The sequence below is a fragment of the Angustibacter sp. McL0619 genome (genome assembly GCF_049994355.1).
Classification (GTDB): domain Bacteria; phylum Actinomycetota; class Actinomycetes; order Actinomycetales; family Angustibacteraceae; genus Angustibacter.
Genome location: NZ_CP188257.1, coordinates 4,721,156 through 4,746,871, shown reverse-complemented (window position 1 = coordinate 4,746,871; position 25,716 = coordinate 4,721,156). Strand labels below are relative to the sequence as shown.

General features: G+C 69.0%; 22 protein-coding genes. 11 read left to right on the top strand and 11 right to left on the bottom strand.

Annotated elements, in window-relative coordinates; translation table 11 throughout:
* Positions 1–7: 7 nt before the first annotated feature.
* The 3 genes from murJ to ACPPVT_RS22305 are packed head-to-tail and all read right to left on the bottom strand — an operon-like array spanning position 8 to position 4,340.
* Positions 8–1,645, bottom strand: coding sequence for a murein biosynthesis integral membrane protein MurJ (gene murJ, locus ACPPVT_RS22315; protein WP_426564219.1), 1,638 nt, complete (start codon positions 1,643–1,645; stop codon positions 8–10).
* Positions 1,642–3,867 (bottom strand): DUF6049 family protein, encoded by a 2,226-nt coding sequence (locus ACPPVT_RS22310; RefSeq protein WP_426564217.1) that lies wholly within the window; start codon positions 3,865–3,867, stop codon positions 1,642–1,644. Before ACPPVT_RS22310 ends, murJ begins: the two co-directional genes overlap by 4 nt.
* Positions 3,864–4,340: an NUDIX hydrolase gene (locus ACPPVT_RS22305; protein ID WP_426564215.1), complete on the bottom strand. Its 477-nt coding sequence runs from the start codon at positions 4,338–4,340 to the stop codon at positions 3,864–3,866. The genes ACPPVT_RS22310 and ACPPVT_RS22305 overlap by 4 nt, the downstream gene beginning before the upstream one ends.
* Between ACPPVT_RS22305 and ACPPVT_RS22300 the strand changes: the two genes are divergently transcribed.
* On the top strand, positions 4,332–5,855 hold the full coding sequence (locus ACPPVT_RS22300) for a CCA tRNA nucleotidyltransferase (protein WP_426564213.1): 1,524 nt from the start codon (positions 4,332–4,334) through the stop codon (positions 5,853–5,855). The two genes, ACPPVT_RS22305 and ACPPVT_RS22300, sit on opposite strands and share 9 nt — an antisense overlap.
* A 4-nt stretch (positions 5,856–5,859) precedes the next feature.
* Here ACPPVT_RS22300 and ACPPVT_RS22295 read toward each other — a convergent pair whose 3' ends face one another.
* The 3 genes from ACPPVT_RS22295 to ACPPVT_RS22285 all read right to left on the bottom strand — a co-directional run bounded on the left by ACPPVT_RS22295 (position 5,860) and on the right by ACPPVT_RS22285 (position 8,982).
* A complete protein-coding gene (locus ACPPVT_RS22295) occupies positions 5,860–7,140 on the bottom strand; it encodes an MFS transporter (protein ID WP_426564211.1) in 1,281 nt (426 codons plus the stop codon).
* A 134-nt stretch (positions 7,141–7,274) separates the two neighbouring features.
* Positions 7,275–8,354 carry an inositol-3-phosphate synthase gene (locus ACPPVT_RS22290; RefSeq protein ID WP_426567240.1) on the bottom strand — a complete coding sequence of 360 codons (1,080 nt, stop codon included), beginning with the start codon at positions 8,352–8,354 and terminating at the stop codon, positions 7,275–7,277.
* A gap of 70 nt (positions 8,355–8,424) precedes the next feature.
* The gene (locus tag ACPPVT_RS22285; RefSeq protein ID WP_426564209.1) at positions 8,425–8,982 is read right to left on the bottom strand and encodes a PadR family transcriptional regulator; all 558 of its coding nucleotides are present in this window, start codon (positions 8,980–8,982) and stop codon (positions 8,425–8,427) included.
* A 297-nt stretch (positions 8,983–9,279) separates the two neighbouring features.
* On the opposite strand from ACPPVT_RS22285, the gene ACPPVT_RS22280 reads away from it, so the two are divergent.
* The 6 genes from ACPPVT_RS22280 to rplI all read left to right on the top strand — a co-directional run bounded on the left by ACPPVT_RS22280 (position 9,280) and on the right by rplI (position 15,006).
* The gene (locus tag ACPPVT_RS22280; RefSeq protein ID WP_426564207.1) at positions 9,280–11,466 is read left to right on the top strand and encodes a transglycosylase domain-containing protein; all 2,187 of its coding nucleotides are present in this window, start codon (positions 9,280–9,282) and stop codon (positions 11,464–11,466) included.
* Positions 11,467–11,485: 19 nt separating this feature from the next.
* Complete coding sequence (locus ACPPVT_RS22275; RefSeq protein ID WP_426564205.1) at positions 11,486–13,069, top strand: glycosyltransferase family 87 protein; 1,584 nt, start codon at positions 11,486–11,488, stop codon at positions 13,067–13,069.
* 122 nt (positions 13,070–13,191) lie between these two features.
* The gene (rpsF, locus tag ACPPVT_RS22270) at positions 13,192–13,482 is read left to right on the top strand and encodes a 30S ribosomal protein S6 (protein ID WP_426564203.1); all 291 of its coding nucleotides are present in this window, start codon (positions 13,192–13,194) and stop codon (positions 13,480–13,482) included.
* A 50-nt stretch (positions 13,483–13,532) separates the two neighbouring features.
* Complete coding sequence (locus ACPPVT_RS22265) at positions 13,533–14,180, top strand: single-stranded DNA-binding protein (protein ID WP_426564201.1); 648 nt, start codon at positions 13,533–13,535, stop codon at positions 14,178–14,180.
* Between the two features lie 127 nt (positions 14,181–14,307).
* Complete coding sequence (rpsR, locus tag ACPPVT_RS22260) at positions 14,308–14,544, top strand: 30S ribosomal protein S18 (protein ID WP_345716034.1); 237 nt, start codon at positions 14,308–14,310, stop codon at positions 14,542–14,544.
* Positions 14,545–14,559: 15 nt separating this feature from the next.
* Entirely contained in the window at positions 14,560–15,006 is a 447-nt protein-coding gene (gene rplI, locus ACPPVT_RS22255) for a 50S ribosomal protein L9 (protein WP_426564198.1), read from the top strand.
* A gap of 160 nt (positions 15,007–15,166) precedes the next feature.
* Here rplI and ACPPVT_RS22250 read toward each other — a convergent pair whose 3' ends face one another.
* Positions 15,167–16,516, bottom strand: a complete 1,350-nt coding sequence (locus ACPPVT_RS22250; protein WP_426564196.1) for an MATE family efflux transporter — start codon at positions 16,514–16,516, stop codon at positions 15,167–15,169.
* A 299-nt stretch (positions 16,517–16,815) separates the two neighbouring features.
* Here ACPPVT_RS22250 and ACPPVT_RS22245 point away from each other — a divergent pair, with 299 nt between their 5' ends.
* Complete coding sequence (locus tag ACPPVT_RS22245) at positions 16,816–19,476, top strand: replicative DNA helicase (RefSeq protein WP_426567239.1); 2,661 nt, start codon at positions 16,816–16,818, stop codon at positions 19,474–19,476.
* Between the two features lie 443 nt (positions 19,477–19,919).
* On the opposite strand, the gene ACPPVT_RS22240 is transcribed toward ACPPVT_RS22245, so the two are convergent.
* Together ACPPVT_RS22240 and ACPPVT_RS22235 are read right to left on the bottom strand one after the other, a co-directional pair.
* Complete coding sequence (locus ACPPVT_RS22240) at positions 19,920–20,786, bottom strand: MT-A70 family methyltransferase (protein ID WP_426564194.1); 867 nt, start codon at positions 20,784–20,786, stop codon at positions 19,920–19,922.
* Positions 20,787–20,853: 67 nt separating this feature from the next.
* Positions 20,854–21,579 (bottom strand): BglII/BstYI family type II restriction endonuclease, encoded by a 726-nt coding sequence (locus tag ACPPVT_RS22235; protein ID WP_426564192.1) that lies wholly within the window; start codon positions 21,577–21,579, stop codon positions 20,854–20,856.
* Between the two features lie 321 nt (positions 21,580–21,900).
* Between ACPPVT_RS22235 and ACPPVT_RS22230 the strand changes: the two genes are divergently transcribed.
* The 3 genes from ACPPVT_RS22230 to ACPPVT_RS22220 all read left to right on the top strand — a co-directional run bounded on the left by ACPPVT_RS22230 (position 21,901) and on the right by ACPPVT_RS22220 (position 24,001).
* Positions 21,901–22,635: a hypothetical protein gene (locus tag ACPPVT_RS22230; RefSeq protein WP_426564190.1), complete on the top strand. Its 735-nt coding sequence runs from the start codon at positions 21,901–21,903 to the stop codon at positions 22,633–22,635.
* Positions 22,636–22,985: 350 nt separating this feature from the next.
* A complete protein-coding gene (locus ACPPVT_RS22225) occupies positions 22,986–23,480 on the top strand; it encodes a hypothetical protein (RefSeq protein ID WP_426564188.1) in 495 nt (164 codons plus the stop codon).
* A 125-nt stretch (positions 23,481–23,605) separates the two neighbouring features.
* Complete coding sequence (locus ACPPVT_RS22220) at positions 23,606–24,001, top strand: hypothetical protein (RefSeq protein WP_426564186.1); 396 nt, start codon at positions 23,606–23,608, stop codon at positions 23,999–24,001.
* 17 nt (positions 24,002–24,018) lie between these two features.
* Here ACPPVT_RS22220 and ACPPVT_RS22215 read toward each other — a convergent pair whose 3' ends face one another.
* Positions 24,019–24,795: an isocitrate lyase/PEP mutase family protein gene (locus ACPPVT_RS22215; RefSeq protein WP_426564184.1), complete on the bottom strand. Its 777-nt coding sequence runs from the start codon at positions 24,793–24,795 to the stop codon at positions 24,019–24,021.
* Between the two features lie 62 nt (positions 24,796–24,857).
* A complete protein-coding gene (locus ACPPVT_RS22210) occupies positions 24,858–25,643 on the bottom strand; it encodes a hypothetical protein (RefSeq protein WP_426564182.1) in 786 nt (261 codons plus the stop codon).
* Positions 25,644–25,716 lie beyond the last annotated feature (73 nt).

The window sequence follows — 25,716 nt, the reverse complement described above, 5'->3', positions numbered from 1 at the left end:
CTTGAGGTCAGCGGCGCGAGCGCACCCGGCGCAGCAGCGGCTCGGCGAGCTCGTCCAGCTCGGCGACCCGCAGCAGCCGCAGCACCAGCACGTAGACGGCGACCACCAGGCCGCCGCCGACGATGAGAGCGACCAGCGAGGCCAGCACCGAGTGGCCGAGCGTGGCGTGCACGAGCAGCGACACGCCCTGCCCGACCGCCACCGCGGGCAGCCCGGCGCAGACCAGCCGGACGTACGTGCGCAGCACGCGCGCGCCGTCCAGCCCGTGCAGCCGGCGGCGCAGGATGACGGCCGACTGCACCGCGCCGATCGTGTACCCGACGGACATGCCCACTCCGATGCCGATGACCACGTGCCGAGGGTTGAGCTCGCGGGCCGACAGGTAGCTGGTCAGGGCGATCACGACGACGACCGGGATCTGGATCAGGAACGGCGTGCGGGCGTCCTGGTAGGCGTAGAACGCCCGCTGGAACAGGTACTGCGCACTGAACGACACCAGCCCGAGCATCATGGCGGTGGCCGCCGCCGCGATGGCGAAGGTCTCGTTCGCGGAGTTCTTGAAGAACAGGACGCGGGTCAGCTCGTCGCCCACCGCGAGCATGCCGACCAGGGCCAGCACCGACGCGACGCCGGTCAACCGCAGGCCGACCGAGAGGTCGCGGCGGACCGCCGCAGTGTTCTTCTCCGCGGCGGCGTGGCTCATCCGCGTGAACAGCGCCGTCACCAGCGACACCGTGATCAGCGAGTGCGGCAGCATGAACAACAGGAACGCACTGCCGTAGGCGTTCTGACCCGGACCACCCTGCGTACCCGCCGAGTTGGCGGCCTTGACGGTCACGATGAACCCGAGCGAGCCCATCAGCGCGCTGGCAAAGGTCCAGGCGGCGACCTTGCCGGCGCCACCGAGCCCGACGCCCCGCAGGCCCCACCGTGGCCGGTATCGGAACCCCATCCGACGCAGCGGGATCATCACGACCAGCGCCTGCACCACCACACCGAGGGTCGCCGAGCCCGCGAGGACCGCGATCTGACCCGCGGTCCAACTGGACGGCGGGTGCGGGTTGGTGATCTTGTTGAAGCCGCCGATCCAGTAGAACATCACGATCAGGCCGGCGATCGCGACCACATTGTTGGCCACCGGCGCCCACATGTACGCGCCGAACCGCCCGCGCGCGTTGAGCACCTGACCGAGCACCGTGTAGAGGCCGTAGAAGAAGACCTGGGGAAGGCACCAGTACGCGAAGGCGACGGCCAGCGCCATCGTCGAGGGGTCCCAGCCCGGGCCGTGGCCCGGCTGGTAGATCACCGGCACCAGCGGCGACAGCAGGGTCGCGACCAGCGTGACGACGCCGATGCCGAGCAGTGAGATGGTGAGCAGCCGGTCGAGGAACGCCTGGCCACCGTCCGGGTGCCTGGTGGCCTTGACGATCTGCGGGACGAGGACGGCGTTCAGCAGGCCGCCGGCGATCAGGTTGTAGAGCTGGTTGGGCACGGTGTTGGCGGTGGCGAATGTGTCCGCGGCCAGCGCGCCGCTGACCCCGAGCAAGCCGGTCAGCAGCGCGACCCGGACGAACCCGAGCAGCCGCGAGACGAACGTCCCGGAGGCCATCACGGACGTCGAGCGCATCAGGCTCGGGTCGCTCACGGCGCATCCTCCTGCTCGGTCACGTCGCTGCTGTCGATGTCGTTGGTCTCGATGTCGTTGGTCTCGATGTCGTTGGTCTCGATGTCGACGAGCCGGGCCCGACGACGCGGCCGGCGCAGCGCCCGGACCAGCCCGACCAGCACCACCAGCCCGACGATCACCCCGCCCACGCTCAGCACCCAGCTGTCCGTCGGCCGCACCCGGACCTCGACCTGCACCGGCGCACCGATCGGCAGGTCGCTGGGGGCCACCAGCTGCGCCTGCAGGGCGACCTGGCCGCTGGCCAGCGCGCGCACCGGGACCCGCACGCTGGTCCGCGTCCCCGGCGCCAGGTCGATCGGGTCCGACACCTCCTTGGACACGACCAGCCGCGGGCTGGGCGCCAGCACGCGCAGCCGGATGCCCGTCACCCGCTGCGGCAACGTGTTGCTGATGGTCAGCTGGAACTCACCGGAGCGGCGCAGGAACGTGATGGTGGTCTTGAGCACCCGGACGTGGGCGCTCAGCGCGGAGACGGCGACCCGCGAGATCTGCTGTCGTTGAGCCAGCACCGGCCGGTGGTTTCGCCACACCGCCGAGACCAGGTCGAGTGTCGAGCGCTGCAGGGCCGCCGTGGTCTTCGCCGGCTCGGCCACCACCTCTCCGAGCGCGGACAGCTGCGAGCGCAGCGACAGCGCGGTCTCGACGTCCGCGGTGTCGATGCCTGTGGTGGTGCGCGTCCTGGGGGCAGCGACGGACCTGCGGGCCAGCTGGGACGCGTCGCCACGGTCCGGCAGCGGCTCGAACATCGAGGCGGACGGCGTCAGGGTCAGCCAGGGCGCGCCGGTCGCCGCTTGCACGGTGGCCCGGAACGCCGTCGGGTCCAACGCGACCGCGCGAGGCAGCGCGACCAGCATCCGGCGGGTCAGGCCGGGGCGCTCGGTCGTGGCGGCGGCGGTCTCGGCCAGGAACCGGCTGCTGGCGCTCGCGTCGGTGGACCGCACCTGCACCATCAGCCGGGACAGCTGGGAGTCGAACAGCACCGCCGTCGCCCCGGCCGGCAGGCTCTTGGTCACGTCGTCCGGGGTGTAGTCCAGCGCGTCGACCAGCGGCCGGCTGCGCTCGTCCAGCACGAGGTTCGGCACGCCCTGCCCGGCGAGGTCGCCGACCAGCGAGTCGCTGGCGTAACCGTCCGGCGGCCAGGCGATGTCGTTGCGCGGGATGACGCCGAGCACCTCGGCGATCGTGCCCGCCCCGGCGGCGCGGGCGGCGGTGACCAGCTGCATGGCGTCGGCGTCGCTGACCACCTGCAGGTCCGGGTCGGCGTACGGCAGCTCGATCACGTCGCGGCCAACAGCTGCCGTGCGCATCTGGTCCAGGAACGCCAGTGCCACTGTGCTTGCCGTGGCCTTGGCCTGGTCGCTCGGGGACGACGTGGCCGTGCCCGTGGGGGTCGGAGTAGTGCTCGCGCCGGCGGTGCTCGTGGCGCTCGCGGTCTTGCCGGCGCTGCTCGGCAGCGAGCCGTCGACGGCGAGCTGCAGCGTCTGCAACAGCTGCGGATCCACCGCCCAGGCGACGCCCGGCACGGACGCCGCGGCGAGCAGGTTGGGCAGTCGCTGGCCGGGGGTGAGTGCCTTGGTCAGCTGCTCGGCGGTGGGTACCGAGTTGGCCACCGGGCCGGGTAGTCCGGCGAACGGGACCATCCAGCTGATCTGCTGGCGGGCGTACTCGCGGGTGGCCGGCTGCCACTGCACCGTGGTGCGCAGGAAGGCGACCTGGTCCCGGGTGCCCTCCGCGTCGGTCGCGCGGGCGTCGACGGCGATCGGGTAGGCGCCGAACTCGCCGCCTTCCAGGGCGAGCGAGGTCGCTGGGACGTCGAGCGCGAAGGTCGCGCTGGCCCCCGCCGCGAGCGGCTTGGCCAAGTCGGTCGGGGGGTCCACCGGGACGCCCTCGCGGACGTCGCGGCCGTCCAGCCAGTTGTCGACGTCGTCCCGGGTGCCCAGGCGTCCGCCGACCGCACGCAGCCGGACCGTCACCTGCTCGAGGGCGCCCTTGGTGAGGTTGGTGACCCGCCCGGTGACGTGCACGGTGTCGGCCTGGGTGACCAGGGTGGGGGTAACCGAGGTGATCACGATCCGCGCTGCGGTGGCCTGCGCCGCCGCGGTGGTCGGTTGGGCGAGAGTGCCGGTCAGCGCGACGAGCAGCCCGGCGGCCGTGGCCGCCAGCACTTTCCGGGGCGTCATCGACGTCCGGCGAGCCGGCGGGCAGCCGCGTCGGCGATGCGCCGCTCGTTCGGGAAGGTCAGCCTGCCCTCGAGCTCGCCGACGGGGACCCACGCGACGTCGATGGCCTCGGCGTCCGGGTCGCCCTCGATGGTCAGCCGGCCGCCGACGCGCTCCATCAGGTAGTGGTGCACGACCTTGTGGATGCGCTTGTCCGGGACCGAAAACCAGTAGTCGATGGTGCCCAGCGACGCGAGGACCCGGCCTTCGATGCCCGTCTCCTCCGCGACCTCGCGGACCGCGGCCTGCTCCAGCGTCTCGTCGCCCTCGAGGTGCCCCTTGGGCAGGCACCACTCGACCCGGCCGGCTCGGTTGCGCCGGGCGATCAGCGCGGCCACCGGCGGTTCGTCCGTGAGGTCGACCACGAGCCCACCGGCCGACGTCTCCTCGACCGACGGCAGGTTCCGCGCAGGGCGAGGCTCGGGATGGGGCACGTCGTCACTCTAACGAGCAGGCCCGGCCCTATCCTGCACCGACTTCCGGCGTCGTCGATCAGTTACGGCAGACGGGCGAACCCTCGTCCACGTGACCTAGGCTTGGCCAACGTGCCGAGCCCCGAGGTCCCACCAGTAGCGCTTTCGCTCGGCGAGCGCTTCGCCGCTGCGGGCTTCGACCTGGCGTTGGTCGGCGGGTCGGTGCGCGACCTGATCCTTGGTCGGCCGGTCAACGACCTGGACTTCACCACCGACGCGACGCCGGAGCAGTCCGAGCGCGTGCTGTCCTCGTGGGCCGACGCCACCTGGGACGTCGGACGGGCCTTCGGCACCATCGGCGGCCGGCACGGGGACGAGGTCGTCGAGGTGACGACGTACCGGGCCGAGGCCTACCTCGCGGACTCGCGAAAGCCCGACGTCGCCTACGGCACCAGTCTGGACGAGGACCTGGTCCGCCGGGACTTCACGGTGAACGCGATGGCACTGGCGCTGCCCTCGGGTGAGTTCGTGGACCTGTACGGCGGCCTGCAGGACCTCGCGCAGGGGGTGCTTCGCACGCCGGGTACGCCGGAGTCGTCGTTCACCGACGACCCGCTGCGGATGATGCGAGCTGCACGTTTCGCCGCCCAGCTGGGTTTCGACGTGGCGCCGCCAGTACGCGAGGCGATGACCGCGATGGCCTCGCGGCTGTCCATCGTGTCCGCCGAGCGGGTGCGCGACGAGCTCACCAAGCTGCTGCTCGCGCCGTCGCCGCGGGTCGGGCTGCGATTGCTGGTGGACACCGGCCTGGCCGACGTGTTCCTGCCTGAGCTGCCCGCGCTGAAGTTGGAGATCGACGAGCACCACCGGCACAAGGACGTCTACGAGCACTCGCTCACCGTGCTCGACCAGGCGATCGCGCTGGAGGACGACGTCGTGCCGGGTCCGGACCTGGTGCTGCGGCTCGCGGCGCTGCTGCACGACATCGGAAAGCCGGCGACGCGACGGTTCGAGGAGGGCGGCGGCGTCTCGTTCCACCACCACGAGGTCGTCGGGGCCAAGCTGACCGGACGGCGGCTCAAGGCGCTGCGGTTCGACAAGGACACGGTCAAGGCGGTGTCCCGGCTGGTCGAGCTGCACCTGCGCTTCCACGGGTACGGCGGCGGCGAGTGGACCGACTCGGCGGTGCGGCGCTACGTCACCGACGCCGGGCCGCTGCTGGAGCGGCTGCACCGGCTGACCAGGTCGGACTCCACGACCCGCAACGTGCGTCGGGCAGCGGCCCTCTCGCGCACCTACGACGACCTGGAGGTGCGGATCGCCCGGCTGGCCGAGCAGGAGGAGCTGGCCTCGATCCGGCCCGACCTGGACGGCGAGCAGATCATGGCGATCCTCGGTATCCCGCCGGGGCCGGTGGTGGGCCGTGCCTACAAGCACCTGCTGTCGGTCCGGATGGACGAGGGACCGCTGTCGCCGGAGCTGGCGCGTGAGGCGCTGCTGGCGTGGTGGGCCGAGCAGCCCGAGTCGCAGGCCTGACCGGTCAGGAGTCGGCGGGCACCTGCGAGGGAGCCGCGGTGCGCAGGGTCCGCCCGTACCCGGCGGCCGCACCCAGATAGAGCAGCGCCACCACGGCGTAGACGGCGGGGGAGTAGCCGTCCGTCGGGACGGCGAGCGCAGCGCAGGCGGCAGCCACCACGAACGCCACGTTGAAGACGACGTCGTAGAACGCGAACACCCGCCCGCGGAACTCGTCGTCGACCTCGCGCTGCACCACCGCGTCCACGCAGATCTTCACGCCCTGCGCGGCGATGCCGAGCGAGAAGGCGGCGAAGAGCATCAGTGGCACCGTCAGCACCAGGACCAGCACCGACTGCACGATCCCCGCACCCAGCAGGCATCGGCAGATCCAGCCGCCCGTCCCCCAGCGAGCGGTCGCCACCGGCGTGACCAAGGCGGCCAGCCCGAAGCCGATGCCGGCGGCGATGAACACCTGGGCCAGCAGCGCCAGCCCGGCCGAGACGTCCTCGGGGTCGTTGAAGTGGTTGCGGCACAGCAGGATGGTCGCGATGGTCGAGATGCCGTAGGCGAACCGGTGCACACCGATCGCAGCCAGCGCGTTCCAGGCCGGCCGGCGCTCGCGGACGTGCGCGGCCCCCTCGGCCACGGCGTTCCAGCCCACGGCCGTCCGCTCCCCGTGGTCCGGCCCGAGCGCGTCCCGACCGATCCGAAGCGCGAGCAGCGCGGCGACCAGGTAGACGCCGGCGCTGAGCAGCAGCAGGATCGCGTCGCCCTGGTCGCCCTCCGGCAGCCGGGTGCTCACCAGGTAGCCGACCGCCCCGAGGCCCAGTGCGGCAAGGGTTCCGCTCGTCGGCGAGACCGCGTTGGCCATCACCAGCTCGTGCCGGGGGACGACGTGCGGCAGGCTCGCGCCCAGCCCGGTGAGGAAGAACCGGTTGACCGACAGGCAGGCCAGCACCGCGAGGTAGAGGGGCAGACCGACCCAACCGGCGGCGACCATGCCCGCCACCACCACGACCAGCAGGACACGGATCAAGTTGGCGATCACCATCACCTGGCGGCGGCGCCACTTGTCCAGCAGCACCCCGGCGAACGGACCGATCACCGTGTACGGCAGCACCGTCGCGGAGAACGCGGCGGCCGTGCCGACTGCGGTGGTGGCGCGCTCGGGCGAGAAGAAGATCAGGCTGGCTAGCGCCACCTGGAAGACGCCGTCCCCGCCTTGGGACACCAGCCGGACGGCGAACAGCCGGCGGAAGTCACGACCGCGGAGCACGGTCCGCAGGTCGGCGACGAAGGGCACCTACTCACTGTATGTCGGGCTCTCGGACGACGTGCCTGCTCGGTCCGACACCGAGATCAGAGAAGCGGGCCACCCGAGGTGTCTCAGGTGGCCCGCTTCTCTGGTTTCGCGGGTGCTATCGAGTCAGCGAGCGGTCAGCGCTCGACCTCGCCGCGGATGAAGGCCTCGACGCTCGCGCGGCCCTCGTCGTCCGGGCGCTGCACGGGCGGGGACTTCATCAGGTACGACGACGCCGACAGCAGCGCGCCGCCGATGCCGCGGTCCTTGGCGATCTTCGCCGCGCGGATCGCGTCGATGATGATGCCGGCCGAGTTCGGGGAGTCCCAGACCTCGAGCTTGTACTCCAGGTTCAGCGGGACGTCGCCGAACGCACGGCCCTCGAGGCGGACGTACGCCCACTTGCGGTCGTCCAGCCACTGCACGTAGTCCGACGGGCCGATGTGCACGTTCCTCGCGCCGAGGTCGTGGCTGATGTTCGACGTCACGGCCTGGGTCTTGGAGATCTTCTTGGACTCCAGGCGGTCGCGCTCGAGCATGTTCTTGAAGTCCATGTTGCCGCCGACGTTCAGCTGGTACGTGCGGTCCAGCACGACGCCGCGGTCCTCGAACAGCTTGGCCATCACGCGGTGGGTGATGGTCGCCCCGACCTGGGACTTGATGTCGTCACCGATGATCGCCACGCCGGCGTCCTCGAACTTCTTCGCCCACTCGGGGTCGGAGGCGATGAAGACGGGCAGGGCGTTGACGAAGGCCACGCCCGCATCGATCGCGCACTGCGCGTAGAACTTGTCAGCGTGCTCGGAGCCGACCGGCAGGTAGGAGACCAGCACGTCGGCGCCGGAGTCCTTGAGGGCCTGGACGACGTCCACGGGCTCGGCGTCGGAGACCTCGATGGTCTCGAGGTAGTACTTGCCGAGGCCGTCGAGCGTGTGGCCACGCTGCACGGGCACGTTCAGCGGCGGGATGTCGCAGATCTTGATGGTGTTGTTCTCGCTGGACACGAGCGCCTCGGACAGGTCGAAGCCGACCTTCTTGGCGTCCACGTCGAACGCGGCCACGAACTCGATGTCGCGGACGTGGTAGTCGCCGAACATGACGTGCATCAGGCCCGGCACGCTGCCACTGGCGTCGGCGTCCCGGTAGTAGTGCACGCCCTGGACGAGCGACGCGGCGCAGTTGCCGGCGCCGACGATGGCTACGCGAACGGATCCCATTCCGTGCTCCTTCATGTGGTGATCGTTGGTGATCGGTGGTTGGTGGTTCAGGGGGTGGTTCAGGCGGGGTTCACGCGGTGGGCGGCTGTTCGCCGCGTTCGTGCGAGATGAGCTCGTTCAGCCAGCGCACCTCGCGCTGGGCGGACTCGAGGCCATGACGCTGCAGCTCGAGGGTGTACTGGTCGGCGCGCTCGCGGCTGCGGGCGACCGAGGTGCTGATCGAGTCCAGCCGCTCCTCGAGCCGGCTGCGCCGACCCTCGAGGATGCGCAACCGGACCTCGGTCGGCGTCCGGGCGAAGAACGCGAAGCGGACGCCGAAGCTCTCGTCCTCCCAGCTGGTGGGGCCGGACTCGTCGACGAGCGCGTCGAAGTGCTCCTTGCCCGCCGCCGTCAGCTCGTAGACGATGCGTGCCCGTCGCCCACCGACCGGGTCGGTGTCGTTGGCGGCGCTGGTGATCCAGCCCTGGTCGGACAGGTGCTTCAGGCAGGGGTACAGCGTGCCGTAGCTCAGCACCCGGAACGGACCCAGTACGGTGGCGAGTCGCTTGCGCAGCTCGTACCCGTGCAAGGGGCTGTCGTGCAGCAGTCCGAGGACCGCGAGGTCCAGGACGTCGGCTCGACGGGCCACGCTTGCACCTCCGGGTCCGGACTGGGACGGATCGCCGCGATGTATCGCCGCGATATGTCGAACAGTAGGTCACGCTTTCGGACGACGCAAGCCGGCCCTGCATGTGTGCCCGGTCACATCCAGCGTTCTCGCAGGTCAACGGGTACGGAAGGTCGGGCGTGGATTAGGTGAGGACGCCGTGAAGACAGCCCTTTCGGTTGGGCTCGGTGGCGCCACAGCTCGCATACTGGACGTTGCGACCGGCCTGCCGGACGTCGAGAGACAGCCTGCCCCCTGAAGCTTGGAGAACGACGCCCCGTGCGACGCATCGTGGACTACCCCCGCGCATCGAAGCTGGGCTGGCGACGCTTCGTCCCCTCCTGGCGGCTGGTCCTGGGCACCGGCGCCGCGTGCTTCCTGCTCGGGGTGATCGGTTTCGCGTTCCTCTACCACTCGGTCTCGGTGCCGGACCCGAACAAGCAGGTCCTGCAGAACTCCTCCGTCGTCTACTGGTCGGACGGCAAGACCGAGCTGGGCCGCTTCGGTGACGTGAACCGCGAGTCGGTGCCGCTGGCGCAGATGCCGCAGTCGCTGCAGAAGGCCGTCCTGTCGGCTGAGGACCGCAGCTTCTACCAGAACAAGGGCTTCTCGCCCAGGGGCTACGCGCGGGCCGTCTGGGTCAAGGTCCGCGGCGGCTCCACCCAGGGCGGCTCGACCATCACCCAGCAGTACGTCAAGAACTACTTCCTGAACGCTGACCGCTCCCCGACCCGCAAGGCCAAAGAGCTGGTCATCGCGCTCAAGATCGAGAAGAACGAGTCCAAGGACAAGATCCTTGAGAACTACCTGAACACCATCTACTTCGGTCGCGGCGCCTACGGCGTCCAGGCGGCCAGCCGCGCCTACTTCGGCGTCGACGTCAGCAAGCTGAACCTGAGCCAGAGCGCGTTGCTCGCCTCGATCGTCCGCTCACCCGGCCTCTACGACCCGGTCACGCACAAGGACAACGCCCAGGCCCGGATGGACTACGTGCTCAGCGGGATGGTCAAGGAGGGCTGGGCCACCCAGGAGCAGTCCGACGCCGTGAAGTTCCCCAAGATCGCCAAGCGCTCGACCGACAACCGCTACGGCGGTACCAACGGCTACCTGCTGAACGCGGTGCGCAGCGAGGTGGTCGGCAAGAGCGGCCTGTCCGACGCAGACATCGACGGCGGTGGCCTGCGGATCGTGAGCACCTTCGACCGCAAGGCCCAGGAGAAGGCGGTCCAGGCGGTCAAGGACGAGATGCCCAAGGACGGCGCCAAGGGCGTCGGGGTCGGGCTGGTCGCGGTCAAGCCCGGCGACGGCGCGGTCGTGGCGATGTACGGCGGCGCGGACGCGATCAAGCGCGAGCGCAGCTCGGCGACCCAGGACACGATGCAGGCCGGCTCGACCTTCAAGCCGTTCACCCTGGCTGCCGCGCTGGAGGACGGCGTCTCGCTGAAGTCCTCGTTCAACGGTGACTCGCCGAAGCAGATCACGATCCCCGGTGAGTCGAAGCCCTGGACGGTGAGCAACTTCAGTGCCGGTGAGGGCGGCACGCACGACCTGATCTTCGCCACCGAGCACTCGGTCAACACGATCTACGCGCAGCTCAACGAGCAGGTCGGCCCGGACAAGTCCCGCGACGCGGCTATCGCCGCGGGGTACCCGGAGGGCACCACCGACCTGAAGAGCAACTTCGCCAACGTGCTCGGCACCGCCTCCCCGCGGGTGATCGACGTGGCCACCGCCTACGCGACGTTCGCTGCGCAGGGCATGCACGCGCCGTCCTACATGGTGAAGAGCGTCACCCTCGCTTCCGGCGAGCAGGTCTTCAAGGCGCAGGTGAAGGCGAACCGCGCCTTCGATGCCGGCCCGATGGCGGACCTCACCTACGCCCTGCAGAACGTCGTCAAGCACGGCACGGGCAGCTTCGCGGCCAGCCAGATCGACCGTCCGCTGGCCGGGAAGACCGGTACGGCGCAGGACGCCAAGTCGGCCTGGTTCGCCGGGTACACCCCGCAGCTGGCCACCGCCGTCGGGCTCTATCGCAACGGCAAGGACAAGGACGGCCACCCCGTGCAGCTGTCGCTGAACGGCCTGGGCGGCAACAACAACGTGCAGGGCGCGTCCTTCCCGCTGCACATCTGGACGGCGTTCATGAAGGGTGCCACCGAGGGCATGAAGGTCGAGCAGTTCCCGGCCCCGGTGTACGGCGGTGAGAGCAACTCGCCGACGCCGACCGCGACGGCTACTGCGACCCCGACGTCCACCCCGACCAGGACGCCGACGTCCACCCCGACGGTGACCAGGCCGACCGCGACCACGCCGACCGTGCCCACGCCGACGCTGCCCACCGTCCCGGTGCCGACCGGCAGCCCGACGAGCAGCCCGACCACCGGCGGCGGTGGTGGCGGCGCTGGTAGCGGCGGCGGCGGGTCCGGCGGAAACGGCGTGAGCCCACAGGACCGCTCGAGCGGCTGACGTAGGGCATGATCGCCCGGTGGACACCGCCCTCGAGGCCAGCAGCGCCCCGTCCGATCTGACGGGTGCTGACGTGACGGTCGCACCGTCCCGCGAGGACCCGCTGGTCCGCCGCTTCTCGGCGGTCGTCGGCGGCCCCGCGGGCGACCGGATCCGGGGCGGCCGGCACGGCTGGTGGACGGCGGCCCGCGTGCTGGTCGTGCTGGCCATGGTCGCGCTGTCCTTCGGGGTGGTCGAGAAGCAGCACTGCCGGGCACAGGGCTGGACCTCGCCCGACCAGTTCTTCCACGCCTGCTACAGCGACCTCCCGCTGCTCTACGAGACCAGCGGGATCGCTCGGGGGGTCAACCCGTACGCCGCCGGCGCGCCCGCCGGCGCGCTCGGCCAGCCGGTGCTGACCGGCCTGCTCAGCTGGGCGGTCGGCACGGTGACCCCGCACGGCTCGATGATCGAAAGAGACCGCACGTACTTCGACATCAGCACCGGCGTGATCGCGCTGCTGGTGCTCGCCCTGGTGCTGCTGACCGTCGCGAGCACCGGACGACGCAGACCCTGGGACGCCTCGCTGGTCGCGCTCAGCCCGTTGCTGGCGCTGTCCGCGCTGGTCTCGTTCGACATGCTCGGGATCGCGCTCGCCGCCGCCGCGCTGCTGCTCTGGGGGCGGTCCAGACCGCTGGTCGCGGGCGTGCTCCTCGGGCTGGCGATCACTGCGCGGACCTATCCCCTCGTGCTGCTGCTCGTGCTCGCCCTGCTGGCGCTGCGCACCGGACGGTGGCGTGCCTGGCTGATCACGGCGGCGGCGGCGTTCGTCACGGTGGTCGTGGTGCTCGCGCCGTTCCTGGCCTCCAACAGCGAGGCGGTCAAGGCGAGCTACCGCACGTGGTGGCACGCCGGCGCGAGCTACGGCTCGATCTGGCTGCTGCCCCTGGCGCTGCCGTCCGATCCACGCCCGCGTTGGGTCGCCCGCCTGGGCCTTGACCCGACCCAACTGGACGCCGGCACCGTCACCACCCTGACGCTGCTCGGGATCGTGCTGGCCGTGGCTGTCGGGTTCCTGATGACGCTGGGCACCGAGCGGCGGCCGCGGGTCGCGCAGGTGGCGTTCGTGGTGCTGGCGATCGTGGTGATGACCGGCAAGGCCTGGCCGGTGCAGGCGTCGCTGTGGCTGCTCCCGCTGGCCGCGCTGGCCCGCCCGCGCTGGCGCGACCACCTGATCTGGGCGGGCTGCGAGGCGACCTACTTCGTCGGCGTGTGGCTGTACGTCGCCGGCCAGACCACCGCCAACCGCGGCCTGCCCGGCTCCTGGTACTCGGTACTGGTGGTCCTGCGGGTCGCCGGTCTGCTCTGGCTGGTCTGCCTGGTCGTCCGGGACGCGCGCCGTCCCGAGCTGGACGTGGTCCGGGAGGCCGGCTACGACGACCCTGTCGGCGGGCCCTTCGCCGGGGCCGAGGACTCGGTCGTGGTGCGGTTCGGCGACGAGCGCGACGACGACTTCGAGGACCTCGAGGACCTCGAGGATCGGGACGAACTGGACGGCACGGCCGGGTACGACGAGCCTGTGGACGACGATTCGCCCGGCGCGGGTCCGAGCCGTTATCCTTGATCCCGTCGTCGCGGGCCCAGGCCGGTGGATCCGGTCAGCCGGGTTCCGCGACGCACGACGTATCAACCCTCCTGTCACGGAGAGACCGTGGCCGCCTGAGTCCAGAGGAGGTGGGTTTACGCATGCGTCACTACGAGCTCATGGTGATCCTCGACCCCGATCTCGAGGAGCGCACCATCGCGCCGAGCCTCGACAAGTTCCTCAACGTCATCCGCAAGGGTGGCGGCAGCGTCGAGAACGTCGACGTCTGGGGACGTCGTCGTCTGGCGTACGACATCAACAAGAAGTCCGAGGGCATCTACGCGGTCGTCGACATGACCGCCGAGCCGGCCCTCGCGCAGGAGCTCGACCGCCAGCTCGGGCTCAACGAGTCCGTGATGCGCACCAAGCTCCTCCGTCCCGAGATCCGCTGATCCGTCCCTGACGGACCAGACCCACCCCCCGCAGTTCCGAAGGGCAGGCCATGGCAGGCGACACCATCATCACGATCGTCGGGAACCTCACCGGCGATCCCGAGCTGCGCTTCACCCCTTCCGGTGCGGCCGTCGCGAACTTCACGATCGCGTCGACCCCGCGCACGTTCGACCGCCAGTCGAACGAGTGGAAGGACGGCGAGACGCTGTTCATGCGCTGCTCGGTGTGGCGGGAGGCGGCTGAGAACGTCGCCGAGTCGCTGACCCGTGGCACCGCGGTGATCGCCCAGGGCCGTCTGCAGTCCCGTAGCTACGAGACCAAGGAAGGCGAGAAGCGCACCGTGGTCGAGATGCAGGTGGACGAGGTCGGTCCGAGCCTGCGGCGCGCGACCGCCAAGGTCACCAAGGCCCAGCGTGGCGGCGGTGGCGGCTTCGGTGGCGGTCAGGGTGGTGGCGGTCAGGGTGGTGGCGGTCAGGGTGGTGGCTGGAGCGGTGGCTCCGGTGGCTCCGCTGGCGGCCAGGGCGGCCAAGGGGGCGGCCAGCCGGCCGACGACCCGTGGGCGACCGGTCCCTCCGGCGGTGGCGGTAGCCAGGGTGGCCAGGGTGGCGGCTGGAGCGGTGGCTCCGGTGGTTCCGGTGGCAGCGGTGGCACCGGTGGCGGCCAGGGTGGCGGCTTCAACGACGACCCGCCGTTCTGATCGATTTCGGTCAGAGCAGCGACACAGCACGAAACACCCGGTCTGACCGGGTGACCGACAGTTCCGATCCGACCATCCCGGACCGACCTCGCACGCGGTCCGGGCTCCACGAAAGGGGAGCTCCACGATGGCAAAGCCCGTTGTGCGCAAGCCGAAGAAGAAGGCCAACCCGCTGAAGGCGGCGAAGGTCGAGTACATCGACTACAAGGACACTGCGCTCCTGCGCAAGTTCATCTCGGACCGCGGCAAGATCCGCGCCCGCCGGGTGACTGGTGTCACCGTCCAGCAGCAGCGACAGCTCGCCAGCGCGATCAAGAACGCCCGCGAGATGGCGCTGCTGCCCTACTCGAGCTCTGCTCGCTGATCGGGGGACGGACAGATGAAGCTCATCCTGACCCAGGAGGTCACCGGCCTCGGTGCGCCCGGTGACGTCGTCGACGTCAAGGACGGCTACGCCCGTAACTTCCTGATGCCCCGCTCCCTCGGCACGCCGTGGACCAAGGGCGGCCAGAAGCAGGTCGACGCGATCCGCAAGGCTCGCTCGTCCCGCGAGATCGCCACCCTCGAGCAGGCTCAGTCCGTCAAGGCCCAGCTCGAGGGCAAGACCGTGAAGCTGTCGGCGCACGCCGGCGGCACCGGTCGACTGTTCGGTGCGGTCACCACCGCGGACGTCGCCGAGGCCGTCGTGGCCGCCGGTGGCCCGCAGCTCGACCGTCGCAAGATCGAGCTCGGCCAGCCGATCAAGGCTGTCGGCCGTCACGACGTCAGCGTGCGTCTGCACCCCGAGGTCGCCGCCACGGTGGCCCTCGAGGTCGTCGCCGGCTGACCGACGTCCGGTCCTGCTGTTGGGGCCCGCATCCCACTCGGGGTGCGGGCCCCTCCGCATCCCCCGCCACCCCGCCCCACCCAGTTGCTCCCCCCAACCCGCTTTGCTCCACTCAACCCGCCCCTGGAGGCGCGACGAGCGGGTTGAGTGGAGCAAGAGTTCAGCGTGCCGCGCCAATGACGGCCCAGCGGTCAGTGCGGGCCCGCCAGCCGAGCAGCACCCCGCGCACCAGCATGAACGTGCCGAAGCCCCACCACAGCCCGGACGCCGCCACGTTCGCCTGCTGCATCAGCAGGACGACCGGCAGGTAGAGCACGAGCTGCACCAGTGATGCCACGGCCAGCCACCGGCCGTCGCCCGCGCCGATCAGCACGCCGTCCAGCACGAACACGAAACCGGACAACGGCTGCTGCAGGGCCAGCACGAGCAGTGCCGAGGCCAGCGCCCGCTGCACTGCCGCGTCGCTGGTGAACAGCCCGGGCAGGACGCCGTGCAGCGCGACGACGACGGCGCCCAGAGCCACTCCGCACCACACCCCCCACCGCACCATCAGCGCCGTCAGGGTGCGGGCGCGGGGCACGTCCGCCGCGCCGAGCGCGTTGCCGGTCAGCGCCTGTGCCGCGATCGCCAGGGCGTCCAGCGCGAACACCAGGAAGGTCCAGACCGTCGCCGAGACCTGGTAGGCCGCCAGCGTGACGTCACCGCTGGACGCCGCGACCCACGTGGTCAGCAGCAGGACGGCCCGCAGGGCCAGGGTTCGGATCAGCAGCGGGACGCCGGCCCGGGCCGCCGCGAGCACGCGCCCCGGGTGCGGCCGGACCACCGTGGGCAGCGCCTTGCCGTGCTGGCGGTGCAAGGCCCGCAGGATCACCGCGATCAGGGCCAACGCCATGCTGGTCTGCGCGAGCACGGTGCCCAGGGCCGACCCGCGGATGCCCAGGTCGAGGCCGTAGACAAGCCACACGTTGAGCACGATGTTCAGTGAGAAGCCGGCGATCGCGACCACCAGCGGCGTCCTGGTGTCCTGCAGACCGCGCAGCACGCCGGTCGCCGCCAGGATCACCAACATCGCCGGGACGCCGATGCCGCTGATCTGCAGGTACTCCGTGGCCTGCTCGGTCGCAGGCAGAGACGCACCGAACAACGCCGTCACCTGACCGGCGGCCAACGAGAGCACGGCACCGGCGACGACCCCGAGCAGCAGGCCCAGCCAGACGCCGTCCACCCCGAGCCGGAGCGCACCCAGCAGGTCGCCGGCACCGGCCTGCCGGGACACGGACGCGGTGGTCCCGTAGGCCAGGAACACGAAGATGCCCGCGCAGGTGGCGAGCGCCGCGGACGCGACTCCCAGGCCGGCGAGCTGCACCGTCCCGAGGTGGCCCACGATCGCGGTGTCGGCCAGCAGGAAGGCGGGCTCGGCGACCAGCGTCAGGAAGGCCGGGACGGCGAGGCGCAGCACCTCCCGGGAGGTGGCGTCCGGATGGCGAGCAGATGACGCGGAGGTATCCACGAATTCTCGAACTTTCTTTTGTCCACAGGCTGTGTAAGGCATCCACGCAGGTCGTAAGCACGCCCTCCCGCAGCACCCGGCGCGTCGTCCACAGTGCTGCCCACAACCTGTGGGGAGTGCTCAACAGCTCGTCCACAGCCTCTCATCCGGGGTGTGGATGAGCGATGTTGAGGACGGGGCATGGCTCCCCTAACGTGTGCCAGCGACCTCGACGAGCCCTAGTTGTCAGACCCGGCTGGTCAGATGGTGTGCAGTTGAATCACACATCTGTCATTAGGCTTGTCGCGGGGAGGAGCAGGGTGTCGATCACGGACGTTGACGCGCCGTCGAGCTACGGACCGCCGAGCGGTCCCGGCGAGTCATTCGACCGCACCCCGCCGCAAGACGTCCCGGCGGAGCAGTCCGTGCTCGGCGGGATGATGCTGAGCAAGGACGCGATCGCGGACGTCGTCGAAGTCCTTCGCGGCAACGACTTCTACCGCCCGGCCCACGAGCTGGTCTACGACGCGGTCCTCGACCTGTACGGCCGCGGCGAGCCGGCTGATGCCGTCACCGTGTCCGACGAGCTGAGCAAGCGTGGCGAGCTGGCCCGGGTCGGCGGCGTTCCGTACCTGCACACGCTGATCTCGTCGGTGCCGACCGCGGCGAACGCCGGCTTCTACGCGCGGATCGTGCGCGAGCGGGCCGTGCTGCGGCGCCTGGTCGATGCCGGGACCAAGATCGTCCAGCTTGGCTATGCGACCACCGGTGGCGACGTCGACGACATCGTCAACGCGGCCCAGGCCGAGGTCTACGCGGTCACCGAGCGGCGCACCAGCGAGGACTACCTGCCGATCGGCCAGATCATCGAGCCGACGGTGGACGAGATCGAGGCGGCCGGGCACCGCGGCGAGGGCATGATCGGCGTGCCCACCGGGTTCTCCGACCTCGACCGGCTGACCAACGGGCTGCACCCGGGTCAGATGATCGTCCTGGCTGCGAGGCCGGCGATCGGCAAATCGACCATGGGATTGGACATCGCCCGGTCGGCGTCCATCAAGAACGGCCTGACCTCGGTGATCTTCTCGCTCGAGATGAGCCGCACCGAGATCACCATGCGCATGCTCAGCGCCGAGGCGCGCATCCCCCTGCAGAAGCTCCGTCAGGGCCGGCTGGAGGACACCGACTGGACGAAGATGGCGCGCACCATGGGCGAGCTCAGCGACGCGCCGCTGTTCATCGACGACAGCCCGAACATGTCGCTGATGGAGATCCGCGCCAAGTGCCGCCGGCTCAAGCAGCGGCACGACCTCAAGATCGTGATCATCGACTACCTGCAGCTGATGTCGAGCGGCAAGCGCGTCGAGTCCCGCCAGCAGGAGGTCTCCGAGTTCTCCCGTGCCCTCAAGCTCCTGGCGAAGGAGCTCGAGGTCCCGGTGATCGCGATCAGCCAGCTGAACCGTGGTCCGGAGCAGCGCACCGACAAGCGGCCGCAGATGAGCGACCTTCGCGAGTCGGGCTGCCTGACACCCGACACTCGGGTGCTGCGCGCCGACACGGGCGCCGAGACGACGATGGGCGAGCTCTTCCTGAGCGGCGCGACCGACGTCCCAGTCTGGTCGCTCGACGACTCGCTGCGCTACGTGCGCCGCCACCTCACACACGTGTTCCCGACCGGCGTGAAGCCCGTCTTCCAGGTGACCCTCGCCTCCGGCAAGAAGGTCAGAGCGACCGCCAACCATCCGTTCCTGACCTACGACGGCTGGCGTCCACTCGAGCAGCTCGAACCGGGATCGCGGCTAGGTGTTCCGCGCCACGTGCCGGCCCCGGAGCTCGAGGCCGGCTGGGCGGACGACGAGGTCGTGATGCTCGCGCACCTTCTCGGTGACGGCTCCTTCGTCCGCCGCCAGCCCATTCGCTACGCCAGCGTCGACGAGGACAACCTGCTCGCAGTCGCTAAGGCCGCCACCCACTTCGGCATCACGGCGGTTCGTGACGAGTACGCCGCGGCCCGGGTCACCAGCCTGCGGCTCCCGGCACCGTTCTCGGTCGGCCGTGGTCGGCGCAACCCGATCGCCCAGTGGCTGGACGGGATGGACCTGTTCGGCCTGCGCAGCCACGAGAAGTTCCTGCCGGACGAGGTCTTCCACCTGCCGAAGCGACAGATCCGGATGTTCCTGCACCACATCTGGGCGACCGACGGCTCGGTGACGGTCAACAAGAGCGGCCGAGGAGGGCGGGTCTACTACGCCTCGACCAGTCGCCGTCTGGTGGACGACCTCTCCCGCCTGCTGCTGCGTTTCGGCATCAGCTCGCGGGTGCGCACGACGCGCCAGATCGGCCACCGCGACGGCCACACGCTGGACATCACTGGCAGCGAACCGCAGCGGTGGTTCCTCGAGCAGATCGGCGTTCACGGAGCAAGGTCTGCGCGGGCGGCCGAGCTGCTGCAGATCGTCCGGTCCAACACGTCGAACACCACTGTCGACACTGTGCCTACGCCGGTCTGGGCGCGGGTCAAGGAGGTGCTGGCCGAGAAGGGCATGTCGCACCGCGCCTTCGCCGCCGCCATGGACTCGGCGTTCTGCGGCTCAACGATGTGGAAGCACGCACCGTCCCGCGAGCGGCTTGGCCGGGTGGCCGAGATCCTGGACGACGAGGAGCTCGAGATTCTGGCGGTCAACGATCTGTTCTGGGACGAGGTCGTCTCGATCGAGCCGGACGGCGAGGAGCAGGTGTTCGACGCGACGGTGCTCGGCGGCCACAACTTCGTGGCGAACGGCATCGCCGTCCACAACTCCATCGAACAGGACGCTGACATGGTGATCCTGCTGCACCGGGAGGACGCTTACGAGAAGGAGTCCCCGCGCGCCGGTGAGGCCGACTTCATCGTGGCCAAGCACCGCAATGGTCCGACCGACACCATCACCGTCGCATTCCAAGGCCACTACTCACGCTTCGTGGACATGGCCCAATCCTGATGCTGGCCGTAGAACTAGTCTGCGCAATCCGCGTCTAAGTTGGAAATCTGAGCAGCCTGGCCACAAGGAGTCCAATGTGGACCGGCTGAGGGCGATTGTGGGCCGAGTTGGACAATGCGATCCACTCGCACAGGCGGTGACCTTTCTGATCTAGTTGCCAGTCGTGCCGGCCGTGACGATGACAGCAGGCTCGTCACAGAGTTGCGTGCACGCACGGTGAGGGTGTCGCGTCTCTGGACCTTCCTAGGCAGAGCCGGCGATCGCGCTCCCACTCGTGGGAATCTTGCACCTCATCACCACTTGTCATTTCGGCGCCCACTTAGACGCGCCCTCGCGCGACCGGATCTGCCACGATCCGCTCGGGCGGCAAGGCAACATGGTGAGAGCCGCGGAATCCACCCCAGACGTCATCTGGAACTGCCGCGATCAGGACGTTCGTCATTTCACCGCGTGCGCCCGCGCCCTCGGATCGTTGTGCCGGCACGCTTTAGCAGCGTGCGAACACGGGTGATGGAGTACTCGGTCTGATCGGCCAGTTCGCGGATTGATGCGCCATCCTCGTACTGCTTCCGCAGGACAGCGCCGACCTTGTCCTGGGCCTGCTCCGGTAGATGGACGTACGGGTCGATGTGCGGGACGCGGATCTCGCCTCCGCCGTAGCCCTTGTGGACTTTGCCACGGGGTGCCACTTCCTCGTCGGCTTCGTCTCCCCAGAGCGTCCAGCCCTCGCGAGGGTGGCGGGCGAATATCTCCAAGTACGGCCCGGGGGAGCACTGCTCGATGAGGTCGTACTGCTCGTCCGGCTTGCGAGAATGCTCGCGCTTGCGGGTCTCGATCATGTTGACCTGCGACCGCGCCGGGGGAAGGGTCCGCATGGAGCCGCGCACGCCAAACAGGATGATCTCGGTGACGTTGCGGAAGTAGAAGCCGACGCCGCGACCGTCCGGGCCGCCGTCTTTCCTACGCTTAGCCCAGATGACGTTGGAGATGTAGCGGAACCCCCACCCCTCCATCACCTTCAAGCCGTCGGGCAGCAGGGCGTTCGGCACCCAGAGGTACAGATGCGCGTCCTTCGCCATCACGTCAGCAACGGGCAGCGCGCAAACGGCTTTCAGCTCCATCGTCGAGTAGCGGTCGAGGCGTCGATGCTCTGGCGCGACCTTGCCCGTGCGGTTGGTAAAGCGCCACGGCGGGTCAGCCAACAGTGTCTTGAAGCCTCCCTCCACGTAGGGCAGAGGAGGCGGCTCCTGGACCAGTCGAAGGGGCGGTGCGGACGTGCGCTCGTCGGGCTGCACGATCTCGACGGTCATGACTCTCCCTAGCAAAGATCTACTTCGGCAGGACAGATCTTAATGAGGACTACCGACACATCCGCTGCTATGAGAGCGTGTCGCCCCGAGCAATCTGTCGACCGTCGGCCCAAGCGCCTCGGATAGGACCGAACGCGTTGATCCGCGGTGGCTCAATACCTATCAGGATGAGGGGACACTCGCCGCCGCCACCAAGGTTTACCCGGGGAACCAGCTTGTCCCAGTGCGTTGATGACTGGCCGAACTTCACAGACGCGGCGGTGCCGCGGATGGTAGGACCGATGATCTTCTGGAGTTCGGGTCCACGCGTCACGATCACACCGACGGCGAGCGCGCCCTCGCGGTGGAGCGCCTGGAAGTTGAGCAGGTCCCGGTCGAAGAATGGGTCCTTGTTGTTCCACTCCATCTCGACTCCTACGCCGGGATAGGGGTCGTCTTCACCGCCCGGACCACCCCCGAACATGTCGATCTCGTGGCCGCGAGTTCGGTGGATGGGGCGTCCGTCCACCAGTTTGTCGATGGTGATGTTGCGCTTGCCCCAGCCGAACTTCTCCAGCAGCGAGTCGAACCGTGCCGTGTGGCCGGCCCGGTTGCCTCCGCCTGCGACCAACTCGGGGGCATCGATGCTGTACTGGTCCAGCGCGAGGTACAGGTCGTCGAACCTCGCCGAGAAGGCGTACCGCAGGATCAGGTCGGCGTACCGGGTCACCCCGATCTTGTAGCCGTCCGGGAACACAGCCGTCGGTGCAGTCAGCATCCCTGCTGGTTCGGGCAGCGTGGTCTCATCGGACACATGGTGAGGCTACCCAAGCATCCTGCCGCCCGTCAGGGTGGTCGGGTGTGTGCATTCGAGCGTGCGTGGGCGGTTTAGCGTGATGGCTTCCGCCGCGATAGACGGGGTCCGGACGGGACGTCCGTCGGGTTGACAGAATCTACGACTTGTAGTGACCTTTGTGTGTCGAGAAGGTCGCCCGCTTTCGGGTGTGTCGCCGACCTTCCGGCTCTCCGATTGGGGGCCTGAGACATGATCCGACACGTTGCTTTGGTATCCGAAGTCGAGTCGGTGTCACAACGCTGGTTGACCCGTGTTGCTGGCGCTCTGCAGAAGCAAGTCATGCGTGACTTCAGTCCGATCTGGGACGTCCAGGCGACTGTCGACGCCTTCGCGAGCCTCGATGACGTGCCGCTGGGATATTGGCCTTTGATTGTGGTGCAGGATGTGCGCGACGCGGCCGGCTACCACACGGACAAGGACGGGCAACCGTTCGCACTGATCGAGTACGGACGCAGCTGGTCGCTTACCGCGAGCCATGAATGCCTCGAGATGTTGGCCGACCCGTTCGGCAACCGACTGATTGCAGGGCAATCCCCGATGCAGGGCCAAGGACGGGTGGAGTTCTTGGTCGAGGTCTGTGATCCATCCGAAGATCAGGCCTATGCCTACCGGGTCAACAACATCCTGATGTCCGACTTCTACACACCGCAGTTCTTCGATCCCGCGACGGTGGCTTGCGTGCGATACAGCTTCACCGGGTCCATCACCGAACCCCGCCAAGTCCTGCCCGGCGGTTACTTGAGCTGGCACGACACGGTCAGCGACCACTGGTTCCAGCAGACGTACTTCGGTGGGGTCATCGACTTCCCCGATCTCGGGGTTTTCGAGCGAGACGGGCGAAGTCTTCGCGAGATCGTGGATTCGAGGACACCCCAGACCAAACGCCTCTCGGACCTGGATGAAGCCGACACATCGTTGAGCGAGGCAGTGGCGGCCATGACGTCGTCCGAAGCTGGCACCGCATCTCGGGCCGAGGCGTGGCGGCGGCAGATCGCCGGACTCAGGGACGTCTAGTGCCATCCTCGACGCCGAAGCACGACGAACCTGGCGACGACGCAGAGGAGAGAAAGCGTCGGGCATCGGCCCTTCGTCAACAGATCGAGGAGTTGCGTCGAGGCGCGCCCAGGCCGCCGTCAAATCCTCGGGAATTCGTCGAGCGATCGACACGGGAAGCAGACGATAACGCTGATGAGGACGATCACAGCGATCTACCTGCTTGACCAGACGGGAGCCTGACCCACTTCCCCGGACACTGATGCTGGCACTAGAAGCATTCTGGGCGGGCCAGCGTCTTCTGCCGCGACAAGACTCGCCGACGGCCGAAATGGGCGCAACCTACCCTCCGGCAGCGGAAGATGATGCCCGTGCGTGGTCAGATTGTGGTGGTGCTCGGAACCTTGGCAGGAGTCGTGCTTGCCTACCTCCTCCAGTCACTGACGGCTGCCCGGCAACGTCGGTATGACATTGCCGACCGTGCGCGCCGTGAGCGTCTCGAGGCGGCGGCAGCCTTGCCTGCGGCGCTAGTGGGATACAGGCACGCGCAGATCGCCCGACGGATGGCTCAGTTGAGGACGGGCAACCGCAGCGAACCCCTCAGGAATGAAGTTCGCTCCGCGCGCGCAGAAGCTTGGTCCGCGCTGTACCGGTTGGACCTGCTCCTCGATGACCGTCCCGTGCGAGACGCTGCCTACGAATTGATGGGGCGAATCAAAGAGCTGAAGACCATCGACGATCCGGTCCGCCTCGACGATGCCGGCACGGAGGTCCACTGGGGTATCCAGGCCTTCATCAAGTTGGCACGTACCCGGCTTGGCTTCGCTGACCCCCCGCAGGTTGATCAGATCAGCGCCACGAGTTGATCTCCTAAACCACGGGAGGGCAAGGCGCCCACTGAGCGACCTTCGGGCTGCATGTGAACCAACCGGTGCGCCGAACCGTGTGGACAGATAGCCCGATTCGGGCCGTCCGAGGAACGGAGATCGTCATGAGGATGCGGTTGCTGGCCGCCGTAGCTGTGCTCGTTTCGGGGGGTGTACATCTCAAGCTGTACTTCGACTGGGCGCACGAGAACAACAAGGTCGGCCCGGCGTTCCTCCTGAACGCCGTCGGCGGGCTCGTGATCGCTGTGCTCCTGATGACCTGGCGGCACTGGCTCCCGCCGCTGCTGGCCGTGGGCTTCGGACTGTCCACGCTCGCTGCGTTCGTCACCGCGGCAACCGTCGGTCTTTTCGGGGTCAACGAGGTGTGGACGGGGTGGGCGGTCTGGACGGCGGCCGTGTCGGAGTTGGTGGCCGTTGTGGCGGGTGCGATGGTGTTGCGGCAGGAGTTTCGACCTCAGCAGCAGAGCCCGTCGTCAGCCCAATCGGCGCAGCGGCTCTGACCCGGGCCGAAGACGGCTCAGTTCAGCTTGCGCGTGCCGTCGGGAAGGGCGCCGCCGGCGTACACGTCCTCGGCGAGCCCGGCCAGCGCGGTCAGCGCGACGTTCTGGCTCCACGGCCCGAACGACACCCGCGCGACACCCAGCTGCTCCATCGCGTCCAGGCTGAGTGAGCCGGGCACCGCGATCAGGTTGACCTTCTGCGGGCCGAGCGCCTCCACGAGCCGACTGACCGTCGGCTGGTCCAGCCGACCGGGCGCGAAGAACGTCGAGGCACCGGCGTCCAGGTAAGCACGTCCCCGCTCGATCGCGTCCGCAAGCACCGCCTCCGGATCCTTGTCACCAGCCCGCAGGAAAGCGTCCGTACGGGCGTTCAGCACGAACGGGACGCCGGCCCGCTCGCCCGCGGCGACCGCCGCTTGTACCGCGCGAACCGCGTCGGCAAGTGGCTTGAGCTGGTCCTCGAGGTTCGCGCCGACGATCCCGACGCCGATCGCCCTGTTGATCGTCTCGCCGGCATCGCCGTACCCCGCCTCGAGGTCGGCCGTGACCGGCACGTCGACCGCGGCGGCGATCCGGCCGACCGCCTCGATCATCAGGTCGCGCGGGATCTGTTCGCCGTCCGGGTAGCCGTACGACGCGGCGACCGAGTGGCTGGCCGTGGCCAGTGCCTTCGTGCCCGCGGTGTCGGCCACGACCTTCGCCGTGATCACGTCCCAGACGTTCACCAGAACCAAGAGTTCGGGCGCGGTGTGCAGCCGCAGCAGTTCGCGGGCCTTGTCCACGGTAGTAGCCATGGTGCGAACCTACGCGACCGGACGACGTTGCAGGGCGCCCGGAGTGGCCCCTGCTTCGGGTCTCAGGTCCTGGCGACGGTGAGCAGCAACGGACTGTGAATGGCACGCCTCGCGCAGATGTCACCCAGAAACCCTGCGAGCCAACCGATTGCGTCCAGCGACCAGTCGTAGAGATCGCCTTCGAGTCCCACCCTGGCCGAGACCGGCCCACCCCAGAAGTAGTCGGGGAAGGGCGGCGGGATGAGCGGTCCTAACTTATCTGTCCCGATGGTGAGCGTGAGGATCCGTTGATCGCACCCGTTGACGTCCGCGACGATGTCGTCAACCGAGATCGTTCCCAGGTCAGCTGCCGCGCCGCCCTCGAGGGTCAGTCGCACCGACGTCAACGAGTGGGAATCGGTCCTCGGGGAGAACCAGTCGGCCGTCACCAGGGACGTGGACAGGCGAAGGTCGTCGGAGGCGTCGCCGAGCACCTGAAGCGGAAGTAGCACCTGAACCGCCTGCAGGTCCAGCACGCCCAGCTGGCTGGCCGCATCGCCGGCGCAGCGCAGGAAGGGCTGTGTCGGTAGCGGGCGCTCCGTCGGGAGAGGATCGACCCCGATCTGGAACCACAGGGCCGGCCAGGTGTCGCTACTTGGGCCACCTTCCCCGAATCCGGCGTCATTCATCGACCACAAACCAGCCCCGCCAGGTCGCACCTCTGCCGCAACACCCACTCTCGGGTGAAACTCAAGGTCATCCAGCCAGCCCATTGCGAGCGACCGACGATAGAAGAGCGCGTAGGGATCGGCGTCCCAATCGGGAGCGCCGCCGTGCTCTATGAAGCGTCCGTAGAGTGCAGCGAACATCGGCCCCTGCGTAGGGGATCGGCGCGGTTCGTACGCCGGCTCCGTGGGCGCGTCCGGGGTCATTTGCCGTCGC

Coding starts and splice junctions, on each gene's coding strand:
- ACPPVT_RS22310 (WP_426564217.1), bottom strand. CDS start 3,867: ATGACGCCCCGGAAAGTGCTGGCGGCCACGGCCGCCGGGCTGCTCGTC.
- ACPPVT_RS22300 (WP_426564213.1), top strand. CDS start 4,332: ATGGGGCACGTCGTCACTCTAACGAGCAGGCCCGGCCCTATCCTGCAC.
- ACPPVT_RS22290 (WP_426567240.1), bottom strand. CDS start 8,354: ATGGGATCCGTTCGCGTAGCCATCGTCGGCGCCGGCAACTGCGCCGCG.
- rpsF (WP_426564203.1), top strand. CDS start 13,192: ATGCGTCACTACGAGCTCATGGTGATCCTCGACCCCGATCTCGAGGAG.
- ACPPVT_RS22265 (WP_426564201.1), top strand. CDS start 13,533: ATGGCAGGCGACACCATCATCACGATCGTCGGGAACCTCACCGGCGAT.
- rpsR (WP_345716034.1), top strand. CDS start 14,308: ATGGCAAAGCCCGTTGTGCGCAAGCCGAAGAAGAAGGCCAACCCGCTG.
- rplI (WP_426564198.1), top strand. CDS start 14,560: ATGAAGCTCATCCTGACCCAGGAGGTCACCGGCCTCGGTGCGCCCGGT.
- ACPPVT_RS22240 (WP_426564194.1), bottom strand. CDS start 20,786: ATGACCGTCGAGATCGTGCAGCCCGACGAGCGCACGTCCGCACCGCCC.
- ACPPVT_RS22230 (WP_426564190.1), top strand. CDS start 21,901: ATGCGTGACTTCAGTCCGATCTGGGACGTCCAGGCGACTGTCGACGCC.
- ACPPVT_RS22220 (WP_426564186.1), top strand. CDS start 23,606: ATGAGGATGCGGTTGCTGGCCGCCGTAGCTGTGCTCGTTTCGGGGGGT.
- ACPPVT_RS22215 (WP_426564184.1), bottom strand. CDS start 24,795: ATGGCTACTACCGTGGACAAGGCCCGCGAACTGCTGCGGCTGCACACC.
- ACPPVT_RS22210 (WP_426564182.1), bottom strand. CDS start 25,643: ATGTTCGCTGCACTCTACGGACGCTTCATAGAGCACGGCGGCGCTCCC.